This is a genomic window from Mesorhizobium sp. M4A.F.Ca.ET.090.04.2.1, assembly GCF_003999085.1.
Classification (GTDB): Bacteria; Pseudomonadota; Alphaproteobacteria; order Rhizobiales; family Rhizobiaceae; genus Mesorhizobium.
Genome location: NZ_RZOT01000005.1, coordinates 22,726 through 33,344 on the forward strand (window position 1 = coordinate 22,726; position 10,619 = coordinate 33,344).

Consider the following 10,619-nt stretch of genomic DNA (forward strand, 5'->3'; position numbering starts at 1 on the left):
GGCGCCAAGACAATGAAGAAATCATTCATCCTTGTTCTAGCCTTTATTAGCACTGCCGCAAGTACGGTAGATTTCAGCGCGGTCGCCCAGGAACGCGACCTTGGCCCAAACTGCACGCAGTGGAACTCCTATCGCGTCCTGTTCAACAAGGGCGACGGCAAGATATCGACGGATTCCGCCAGCGCGTTGAAGGCCTTCATCAAGGATGCCGGACAGGATTGCGGCTACAGGCTCTATGCGACGGCGAGCAAGGAAGGTGGCTACGACAAGGCTGACGGCATTGCCGGCCGCAGGCTGAATGCAACCAGCGATTTCCTCAAGGCGCAAGGCGTCAAGCCGGAAATGGTGCTGGCGCTTTCGCATTGGGTCGACGATGGCGCCGCCGACACGAAAACGGCACGCAGCGCGATCCTGTACACCTTGCCGAAGCAAGGGATATCGTGCCGGCAATACGAGAAGCGCGCGCCTGTCCAGGTCCATCTGTTTTTCGACAGCCAGTCCTCTGTGATTTCATCGCAGATCAAGGATGACCTCGATAAGTTCGCCGCGAGCATCAAGGACTCGCGTTGCAACGTCGAACTGACGGCGTTGGCGGCCAAGGAATTCAAAGGCGCCAATGCCGCAAAGACAAACAAGGCGCTGGCCAAGCAGCGCGTGAAGGCGATGGTGGACATTCTGACCGCGGCCGGGATCGACAGTGACCGGCTCATCGACACGAACGTCGAATATATCGGCGACAGCAAGCCGAACACCGCCAGGAATCGCCTGGCGACCGCATCGCTGATGTAGCGGCCCAGGGAACGTGAATCCGCAGGCGCCATCACCCGCGCCGCGCTTCGGCTATCCCGGCTGCAAGTGGACGCCCCTGTCGCGGACCAGCAGCCAGCGCAGGCTCCATGCCAGCACGACATTGAACAGCGCGAGGCCGCCGAGCACAGCGAGCGTGCCCTGCGCTCCAGTCCATTGCATCAGCACCGCGCCGATCGCCATCTGCTGATAGTAGGACTGCACCGCAAGCAGCGTCAGCCCGTTCTGCAGCACGCCCATGATCAGCGCGCCGATCATCGTGCCGAGGATCGAGGCGCGGCCGCCGAACAAATTGGTGCCGCCGATGATCGCCGCCGTGATCGCGGTGAGCTCATAGTTGATGCCGGCGGTTGGGTCACCGGCATTGACGCGGGCGGTGAACAGCAGGCCGGCGAGGCCGGCGAGCGCGCCGGACAGCGTGTAGATGATGCGGCGGTGGTGCTCGACGCGGATGCCCGCGGCGCGCGCCGCGCCCTCGCTGTCGCCCAGCGCCAGCGTGTGGCGGCCGAAGCGTGTGTAGGCGAGCACGCAATGCGCGACGATCGCCGTCAGCACCAGGATGATCACCGGCATCGGGATGCCGAAGGGCCGCCCTTGCCCGATATAGACGATCGCCGACGGCAGGCCGTAGATCGCCCTGCCCTGCGAGATGACCAGCGCCAGGCCGCGCGCCAGGCCGAGCATGCCGAGCGTGACAATGAAGGCCGGCACGAAGGCGCGGGTGACGAGCTGCCCGTTGATGTAGCCGGCAAGGCCGCCGGCGAGGATGCAGGCGATGAGCGCGAAGACCGACGGCCAGCCGAGATTGACCGCGACGAAGGCGCCCGCCACGCCGGCAAGGCCCATGACCGAGCCGAGCGACAGGTCGAGCCCACCCGAGCCGATGACGAAGGTGGCGGCGATGGCCAGCACGCCGATCGTCGATGTCGCCAAGAGGATGTTGAGGAAATTGCTCAGCGACAGGAAGAACGGCGACAGCAGCGCCATCGCCGCGCTCAGCGCCACTAGCACCAGCAGCGACTCCAGCCTGATGTGGAGCCGTTCGACGGATGCGCGCTGCACCCGAGCCCAGAAACCGGGCTGTTCAGAAGCCATGTCTTTGCACCTTTGAGAGCGGCCGTAAGGCAGTAGGCAGTAGGGACTAGGCAGTAGGGCAAATATGAGAGCGATCCGAGCGGCAGGAACCGCTTACTTCCCCTACAGCCTACAGCCTACAGCCTACTGCCTATTCCCTGCTCACTTCACATATTGCAGCATCGGCTCCTTGCGGGCGTCGAGCATCTCCTTGGTCAGCACTAAGGTAGGCACGGCGATGCTCTCCTCGACCTTCTCGCCGGCGAGCGCCTTCTTGACGTTCTCGACCGCCTGCTTGCCGACCAGATAGGGAAGCTGCGCCACCGAAGCGTTGAGGCGGCCCTCCTTGATCGACTTGACCGCATCCGAATTGCCATCGACGCCGAGAATCGTCACCTGCTCACCCTTGCCGGCCGCGTAGACCGATTCCACGGCGCCTAGCGCCATGGTGTCATTGGCGCAGAAGATGGCGACGAGGTCAGGATGCGCGGTCAGCGTATCGGTTGCGATCGAGGCCGCCTTGCCGCGATCCCAGTCGCCGGGCAGCGAAGCAACGATCTCCAGCCCCGGCGCCAGTTCCTTGAGCTTGTCGGCAAAACCCTTGGCGCGCTTCTGACCAGTGATGTTGCCCGAAAGGCCCTCGATCACCAGCACCGGACCCTTGGCGTCCTTGCCGAGCTTGGAGACGAGATATTCGGCGCCCTGTCCGCCGGCCGCGACATTGTCGGAGCCGATGCGGAAGGTGATCTTGATGCCTTCCTTGTCGAGCACCGCCGGATCGAGATTGCCGTCGAGGTCGACGACCTTGATGCCGGCATCCTGCGCCGCCTTCAGGCACGGCAACAGGTTGGTCGAGTTGATCGCCGCGGTGATCATCGCCACCGGCTTGCGCTCCAGCATCGTGTTGCAGAGGTTGAGCTGCGGCTCGGCCGCCTGGTCGCTTTCGGCCGCCTGCTGGAAATATTTCACACCGGCTTCCTTGGCGCCATCCTCGACGCCCTGGCCCATCGCGCCCCAGAACGGATTGGCCAGCGTCTTCATCAGCACGCCGTATTCGCCGTCCTCGGCCTTGGCAGCGCCAACGGCCGACATCGCCAGCGCGATGCCTAAGGCCATCGTAAATCGATTTATCTTCAGAACGAATGCTGTCACGTTTTCCTCCCTGTTGATATTACGCGCCACGAGCCAAAGCCAGGTGCGGCGCCACTCGGTCTTCGACAATGGGGGCTATTGTCGGTTTCCTCCCCCGGAATGCGGGCCGCTGCCTGGCGAGCCAACGGATTCCCGCATCAACACCTTGCAGGGTTCGAGCCGCGCCCTTGGCGGACCGCCCTCGCCCTCGATCCTGCGAAACAGCACGTCCATCGCATTGCTGGCTATCTCGCGCACCGGCTGCACCACCGCGGCGATCGCCGGCCAGGTCACCTGCATCCATTCGGCGTCGTCGAAGCCGACCAGCGAGATGTCGTCCGGGCAATGCCATCCCCGCCTACGGAATTCGGAGAGCGCCACGAGCGTGCCCTTGAGGAACAGCGAATAGACCGCCGTCGGCCGCTCACCCTTGCTGAAATAGTCGCTGAGCAGCGCCCGCAGCGGCTCCACCTCGCTTTCCGAAAGCACGACGTCGATTCGGACGTCCGGAGCAAGTTTCAGCGCGGTGTTGCGAAACCCTTCGAGGCGGGCGCGCACCGTCGCTGCCTGCTGCCCGAGGCCGACGACCAGTATGTGGCGATGGCCCTTTCCGACAAGCGCGCGCGCCACCTCGGCGCTTGCCGCGGCGCTGTCGGCCGAGACCGTGTCGAAAGCATCGTCGGCGAGGACGCGGTCGATCAGCACGCCGGTCATGCCATTGGCCTTCATGAAGCCGGCCGCCGGCCCATGCTCATTGCGCACCGGCGCCAGCACCACGCCGGCGACACGCCAGTCATGCATGCGGGCAAGGATCTCCTTCTCGCGCGCTTCCGATTCACGACTGGAGGCGGCGACCAGCGTGAAGCCTCGTTGCTCGGCGAGACCCTCGAGCTCGCTGACCATCTGGCCGAAGAACTCGCTTTCGAACTCGGGCATGATGGCGCCGATGATGCGGCGCTTGGCCCGGCGCATGTCGGAGGCCAGCGGATCGACGCGGTAACCGAGCAGTTCGACGGCATCGAAGACGCGCTGGGCGTTTTCGGGCTTCACCGTGGTGACGCCAGCCAGCACCTTGGAGACGGTGGCGGCGGACACGCCGGCACGGCTTGCCACGTCGTGGATCGACGCACGGCGCTGCTGGGCCTCCTTCGCCATTGTCCTCCTCCTGAGGCTTGCCACATCAATCGATAAATCGATTTTTCAAAGTTGTAAATCGTTTAATCCGGAGTAAAACACGGTTGTGAATGGCACGGTCCGGTCGCGCCGGGAGGAAACATCATGTCAAAAAATGCCTTGCCGCTGGTCATCAGCGCGCCTGAGCCGCGCACCCTCGAACTGATCTTCACACCGCCGCAGCTGGCACGCTTTCGCAAAAAATATCGCATCGTCGAAACAACGCCTGAGATGGTGGCAGGGTTGCCTTCCGACATATTGGCCGAGGCGCGCTACATCGTCGGCCAGCCGCCGATCAGTTCCGAGACGCTGGAGACGCTGGAGGTGCTGCGCTGCATCTTCAATGTCGAGACCAATCTCGTCAACAACATGCCCTACGATACGCTGTTTCAGCGCGGCGTCCATGTCGTCACCACCGGGCTGGTCTTCGCCGAGCCGGTGGCCGAGCTCGGCCTTGCCATGGCGCTCAACCTGGCGCGCGACATCGTCGATGCCGACCTTGCCTTCCGGCAGGGAAAGGAACTGTGGGGCGGCGACGGCAATGCGACCGCGCGGCTGCTGAGCGGCGCCGAAGTCGGCATCATCGGCTTCGGCGATCTAGGCCGCGCGCTGAACCGGCTGCTGACTGGCTTCCGCACCCGCACCAGGGTATTCGATCCCTGGCTGCCGCCGTCGATCCTCATCGACAACGGCGTCGAGCCGGCCTCGCTCGACAAGGTGCTGTCGGAAAGCGATTTCGTCTTCGTCGTCGCCTCGGTGACCAGCGAGAACCAGGGCTTCCTCGGTGCCGAGGCCTTCGCCAAAATGCGCACGGGCGCCGCTTTTATCCTGCTCAGCCGAGCCGGTGTCGTCGACTTCCCGGCGCTGATGGAGGCGGTTCGCAGCGGTCAGATCGTCGCCGCAAGCGATGTCTTTCCGGAGGAGCCGTTGGCCAGGGACCATCCGGTGCGCGGGCTGCCCGGCTTCCTACGCTCCGCTCACCGCGCCGGCGCGCTCGACGTCGCCTTCAAGCGCATGGGCGACATGGTGCTGGAGGATATGGACCTGATCGACCGCGGGCTGCCGCCGCTGCGCTCCAAGCGGGCGGAACGCGAGACCGTTTCCAGGATGCGGTCGAAGCCGGTCGACAAGAATTGAGGGCAAAACGCCACCCTTCGCAACTCGCTGCACGCGGCGGCAAAGAACAATTAAATCGAACGCGGGGCGACCAAAAAGGTTCATTTTCCGCTAGATCCTATCTTGGCAGAATTATCATCTCGCAATCCGCTTCATCATGGAACCTTCGTCCAAACCTGTCGTTTGGCCTTTGATCGTTGCTTCGACGATCCCAAAGCAACAGGAGGATATATCGTGAACATCAAGATGATATGGCTCGGCGCCATGGCGCTTTCGATGGTCGCCGGCTCCGCGTTGGCCGCAGGAGAGACTGGCACGTCGGCACTCGACGACCCGGCCAAGATGCAGCCCTTCTATACAGACTCCACCATGAAGACGATGGTTAGCAACGACGATTTCGTGAAGGCCTGGAAGGCGCTGTCGCCGGAAGATCAGATGGCGATGATGTCGGCCTGCGATGACGAAGCGAAGAACGCCAATCCCACCAACAGTCATCCGGAGTTCTGCAGCAGCGTCAAGGCAAACGGCGGCAGCAAATAGGCCTGCCGGTATCGCAATGGATGAAACGGCTCCGCCTGCGGGGCCGTTTTCTTGCCGGCCGGGATTCTACAACGACCCCAGCCGAAGCGCATCCCGGGCGATCCGCCAGGCGGACTCGACATGTCGCCGCGCCGCCGCCTCCGCTTCCTCCGGCCTGCGTGAGCGGATGGCGTCCATGATCGCATTCATCTCGGCGATGGCCGGCTCGCGGCGGTTCTCCGACGCGATGGTCATCGAACGCAGTTGATTGATGCGAACGTTGAGCCCGGTGACGATCTCCCAGGCGATGCGCTTGTCGGCGGCTTCGAACAGCACCTCGTAGAAGCTGGCGGTCGCCCGCATGACCTCCACCGGGGCGCCCGAGGCCCAGGCTTCGAGCAGCTTTTCCAGGGCGTCGTCGAGGAGAGCGATCTGCTCCTTGGTGGCCGACGTCGCGCAGGCGCGCGCGGCGATGCCTTCCAGCAGCGCGCGCAGTTCGTAGATCTCGTCGGTGCGGCCGAGGTCCGGCTTGGCCACGGCCGGTCCGTGGCCCGGAACCATCTGCACCAGGCCCTCTGCCTCCAGTTGCCGCAACACCTCGCGTACGACCGAACGGCTGACGCCGAGCTGGTCGCAGAGCGGCCGCTCGACCAGCCTCTCGCCGGGCTGGAAGTGGAAATCCATGATCGCCTCGCGCATGCGCTCCAGCGCCAGCGTCCGTAGCGTCTTGGCAGAGCGGTCGATCCGAAGCGTGTCGTCAGGCATTCTTCTTCCGCCCTCTACGAGCAATTCCAGAAAAGTGTTCTGTCAGGAATTGCGCTTCAAAACAAAGAGATAGAGCGGTTGGCCGTTTCCATGAAACGGTGAGACGCTCTCGCCTCGCCACAAAAACAGATTCCATGGCCGATTGACAAGGCACTTGGCTCTCCATATTATGGTATACCATAAGACGTCGATAGAAACGACGAAACCGCATTGCGCCGTTTCGTCCGAGGAATCTCATGAAACCGGCCATCCGCAAGATCGTGACCTATGTCGAGAACACGCTGATCGAAGGCGGCAAGGCGGCGCCCCGGCCGCTGCGCCTGATCGGCGTCGCGGCGGTGCTGACCAACCCGTGGGCCGGACGCGGATTCACTGAGGACCTGTCGCCCGAGATCCGCGCCGTTGCCCCGGTGCTCGGCGAAACGCTGACCAATGAGATCATTGGCGTCGCCGGCTCCGGCGAAGCGATCGAAGGCTACGGCAAGGCCGCCATCTGCGGCACGTCGGGCGAAGTCGAGCACGCTTCGGCGCTGATCCACACACTGCATTTCGGCAACCACTATCGCCGCGCCGTCGGCGCCAAGACCTATCTCGCCTTCACCAATCTGCGCGGCGGGCCGAACACGCCGATCATGATCCCGCTTATGGACAAGAACGATGAGGGTCGCCGCTCGCATTATCTCACGGTGCATTTCCAGATCGGCGATGCGCCAGCCCCAGACGAGCTGGTGGTGGCGCTCGGCGCGTCGATCGGCGGCCGCCCACATCATCGCATCGGCGACCGCTACCAGGACTTGAAGGAACTCGGGGATCTGCATGGCTGACGCCGCCGCACTGGCCCTGGGCAAGGCTCCTGACGCCACCGGCTTCATCCGGGCCGGTTCCGGCGCGCCGGTTCTGCTGATCCATGGTGTCGGCATGGGCGCGGCGATCTGGCGGCCGCAGATCGCCTTGATGCAGGACCGCTTCGACCTGATCGCCATCGACATGCTCGGCCATGGCGGCTCGCCGCTGCCGCCGCAGGATGCCGGGCTGGCGGACTTCGCCGACCAAGCGATCCGCCTGCTCGACCATCTCGGCCTCGACCGCGTCGCGGTTGTCGGCCATTCCATGGGCGCGCTGGTCGCGCAGGAGATCGCGCTGCGCGCGCCGTCGCGTGTCAGTTCCGTCATTTGCCTCAACGCCGTCTTCCGCCGCCCGCCGGAACTTGCGCAAGCGGTGCGCGAACGGGCGGCCGCCCTCGGCGGCCATGGCGATCCCCAGGCCATCGCCGCGACGATCGCGCGCTGGTTCGGCGATCCGATCCCGCCGGATCTGGCCGACGCCGCCGCGACCGCGCGAACCGCGCTCGAGAGCGTCGATGCCGAAGGCTACGCCCGCACCTATCGCCTCTTTGCCAGCGCCGACACAGCCCATGTCGATCGCCTGGCCGAGCTTGCCACGCCGGCGCTGTTCATCACCGGATCGGAGGATCGCAATTCCACCCCCGCAATGTCCGCCGCCATGGCGCGGCTCGCGCCATCAGGACAATGCCTGGTGCTGAGTGGAGAAAAGCACATGATGACAATTGCTTCGCCCAAGAAAGTGACTCAGCACATCACGGCCTTTCTCGATCGCGCGGCCGACGTTGCCGCAAGCGCCCAAACCGCTTTCGACCCAATCGAGTTCCGCCGCGCGCTGGGCTCCTTCCTGACCGGCGTCACCATCGTCACCACGGTGGACGAGGCAGGAGACCCGCGCGGCTTCACCGCCAACTCCTTCACCTCCGTTTCGCTCGAGCCACCGCTGGTGCTTGTCTGCATCGCCAAGAAGGCGCTGGGGCACCAGGCCTTCTCGACCTCCAGGGGATTCGCCATCAACATCCTGTCGGAAGACCAGAAGGCCGCGTCCGGCATTTTCGCCTCCAAGGCGGCCGACAAGTTCGCGTCGGTGGTCTGGCAGCCGGGCCAGACCGGGAATCCGGTGATCGACGGGTCTGTCGCGGTCTTCGATTGCGGCATGGAGCAATTGGTGGATGCCGGCGACCATTCGATCCTCATCGGCCGGGTCCACGATTTCACCCACAACGGCGCCCAGCCATTGGGCTATTGCCGGGGCGCCTATGTCACGCCGGGCCTCAGCCAGGAAGCGCTTGCCGCGGCACCGCCCGGAACCGAGGTCGGCGCCATCCTCGAGAGCGATGGCCGCGTGCTCTTCCTCGAGGCGGCGGACGGCTCCCACCAGTTGCCGGCCGGACGTGGCCTCGGCGCCGCGAGCGATGCCCGCAGTCTCAGGGGAAAGCTTGCAGCCAAGGCGATCGACGCCGATCTTGGCTTCCTCTACGCGGTCTGGGACGATGCGACGGACGCCTCGCGCACCCATGTCTACTATCGCGGCACGGTAGGCGCGCCCCTGTCCGGCGACGGCCACATCAGGCTTGTCGACATCGACCGGATGGCCGATCTCAAGATCGCCGATCCGGCGGTGCGCTCGATGCTCGCCCGCTATGCACGCGAGCGCACCGAGGATCAGTTCGGCGTCTATGTCGGCAATGAGGTCGAAGGCGAGGTCCGGCCACTCGCCAAGGCCGCGCCGTCAGCAGCAATCCATTCCGGCCACGGGTGAGACCTATGAAGTTTTCGCTTTTCGTCCATATGGAGCGCTCGGATCTGGCCAAGCCGCAATCCGAACTGCTGGCGGAGCTGGAAGAACTCGTCGTGCTGGCCGAGCAGGCAGGCTTCGAGGCCGCCTGGATCGGCGAGCATCACGGCATGGAGTTCACCATCTCGCCGAACCCGTTCGTCAACATCGCCTATCTCGCCGCCAAGACTTCAAGCATCCGCCTCGGCACCGGCACCATCATCGCGCCCTTCTGGCACCCGATCAAACTCGCCGGCGAAGCGGCGATGGCCGACATCATCACCGACGGCCGGCTCGACATCGGCATCGCGCGCGGCGCCTACAGCTATGAGTATCAGCGGCTCTTCCCAGGGCTGGACGCCTGGGGCGCCGGCCAGCGCATGCGCGAGATGGTGCCGGCGCTGCGCGGCCTCTGGGACGGTGATTTCGAGTTGTCCGGCGAGTTCTGGTCCTTCCCGCCGACCACCTCCTCGCCCAAGCCCTTGCAAGCCCCCTACCCACCGATCTGGGTGGCGGCCCGCGATCCGAACTCGCACGACTTCGCCGTCGCCAACAAATGCAATGTGCAAGTGACGCCGCTTGCCTCCGGCGACGGCGAGGTGGCGAGCCTGATGGAGCGGTTCAACACCGCCTGCCAGGCCCATCCGGACATCGCGCGGCCGGAAATCATGCTCCTGATGCACACATTCGTGGCCGAGGACACCGCCGACGCCGACCGTCTGGCGCAGGATCTGTCGCTGTTCTACTGCCAGTTCGGCGCCTGGTTCCAGAACAAGAAGCCGGTGCATCAGGGCATCCTCGAGCCGCTGACCGAGGAAGAGATTGCGGCCATGCCGCAATACGCGCCGGACAAGATCAGGCAGAACCTCGTCATCGGCGAGGCCGACGAGGTGATCGCCCGGCTGAAGACCTATGAAGCGCAGGGCTACGACCAATATTCGATCTGGATCGACAGCGGCCTCTCGCATGAGCGCAAGAAGAAGTCCCTGCGGCTCTTCATCGACAGGGTGATGCCGGCCTTCCAGGCGGGGTCGCGATGAGCACCGTAGCCTTCAAGAATTACATAGACGGGGAGTTCGTCGAGGCCGCGGCGACCTTCGACAGTATCGATCCTTCGACCGGCACCCCCTGGGCGACGATGCCGGCCGCTGGCGTCGCCGATGTCGACCGCGCCGTCGAGGCCGCGCACCGGGCGCTGCGTTCCGGCCCCTGGGCCTCGCTGACGGCAACGGCGCGCGGCAAGCTCTTGGTCAGGCTCGGCGAGCTCGTCGCCGCCAATGCGGGCCGGCTGGCCGAGCTGGAGACCCGCGACACCGGCAAGATCATCCGCGAGACGCGCGCCCAGATCGCCTATGTCGGCGACTACTACCGCTACTATGGCGGGCTGGCCGACAAGCACGAAGGAGCTTTCATTC

At 64.6% G+C, this 10,619-nt stretch carries 11 protein-coding genes; 7 read left to right on the forward strand and 4 right to left on the reverse strand.

Annotated features, from left to right (window positions below; all coding sequences use genetic code 11):
- The first annotated feature begins 12 nt into the window (after positions 1 to 12).
- Complete coding sequence (locus EN781_RS01150) at positions 13 to 789, forward strand: OmpA family protein (protein WP_126055622.1); 777 nt, start codon at positions 13 to 15, stop codon at positions 787 to 789.
- Positions 790 to 840: 51 nt separating this feature from the next.
- Here the strand turns inward: EN781_RS01150 and EN781_RS01155 are convergent, their stop codons facing one another.
- The 3 genes from EN781_RS01155 to EN781_RS01165 form a co-directional block, all read right to left on the reverse strand.
- The gene (locus EN781_RS01155; RefSeq protein ID WP_245492525.1) at positions 841 to 1,902 is read right to left on the reverse strand and encodes an ABC transporter permease; all 1,062 of its coding nucleotides are present in this window, start codon (positions 1,900 to 1,902) and stop codon (positions 841 to 843) included.
- Between the two features lie 141 nt (positions 1,903 to 2,043).
- Complete coding sequence (locus tag EN781_RS01160) at positions 2,044 to 3,033, reverse strand: substrate-binding domain-containing protein (protein ID WP_245455440.1); 990 nt, start codon at positions 3,031 to 3,033, stop codon at positions 2,044 to 2,046.
- A 75-nt stretch (positions 3,034 to 3,108) separates the two neighbouring features.
- Entirely contained in the window at positions 3,109 to 4,167 is a 1,059-nt protein-coding gene (locus tag EN781_RS01165) for a LacI family DNA-binding transcriptional regulator (RefSeq protein WP_126058976.1), read from the reverse strand.
- A 123-nt stretch (positions 4,168 to 4,290) separates the two neighbouring features.
- Between EN781_RS01165 and EN781_RS01170 the strand changes: the two genes are divergently transcribed.
- A complete protein-coding gene (locus EN781_RS01170; protein ID WP_126058975.1) occupies positions 4,291 to 5,322 on the forward strand; it encodes a hydroxyacid dehydrogenase in 1,032 nt (343 codons plus the stop codon).
- A 213-nt stretch (positions 5,323 to 5,535) separates the two neighbouring features.
- Positions 5,536 to 5,841 (forward strand): hypothetical protein, encoded by a 306-nt coding sequence (locus tag EN781_RS01175; RefSeq protein WP_126059409.1) that lies wholly within the window; start codon positions 5,536 to 5,538, stop codon positions 5,839 to 5,841.
- Between the two features lie 66 nt (positions 5,842 to 5,907).
- On the opposite strand, the gene EN781_RS01180 is transcribed toward EN781_RS01175, so the two are convergent.
- On the reverse strand, positions 5,908 to 6,585 hold the full coding sequence (locus EN781_RS01180; RefSeq protein ID WP_126058974.1) for a GntR family transcriptional regulator: 678 nt from the start codon (positions 6,583 to 6,585) through the stop codon (positions 5,908 to 5,910).
- Positions 6,586 to 6,821: 236 nt separating this feature from the next.
- Here EN781_RS01180 and EN781_RS01185 point away from each other — a divergent pair, with 236 nt between their 5' ends.
- From EN781_RS01185 to EN781_RS01200, 4 genes are all read left to right on the forward strand, one after another.
- The gene (locus EN781_RS01185; RefSeq protein WP_126058973.1) at positions 6,822 to 7,409 is read left to right on the forward strand and encodes an amino acid synthesis family protein; all 588 of its coding nucleotides are present in this window, start codon (positions 6,822 to 6,824) and stop codon (positions 7,407 to 7,409) included.
- On the forward strand, positions 7,402 to 9,189 hold the full coding sequence (locus EN781_RS01190) for an alpha/beta fold hydrolase (protein WP_126058972.1): 1,788 nt from the start codon (positions 7,402 to 7,404) through the stop codon (positions 9,187 to 9,189). Before EN781_RS01185 ends, EN781_RS01190 begins: the two co-directional genes overlap by 8 nt.
- Before the next feature lie 5 nt (positions 9,190 to 9,194).
- A complete protein-coding gene (locus EN781_RS01195) occupies positions 9,195 to 10,244 on the forward strand; it encodes an LLM class flavin-dependent oxidoreductase (protein WP_126058971.1) in 1,050 nt (349 codons plus the stop codon).
- Positions 10,241 to 10,619 (forward strand): aldehyde dehydrogenase family protein (locus EN781_RS01200; RefSeq protein ID WP_127399716.1); only part of this gene is annotated, 379 nt, incomplete at its 3' end. The genes EN781_RS01195 and EN781_RS01200, both read left to right, overlap by 4 nt.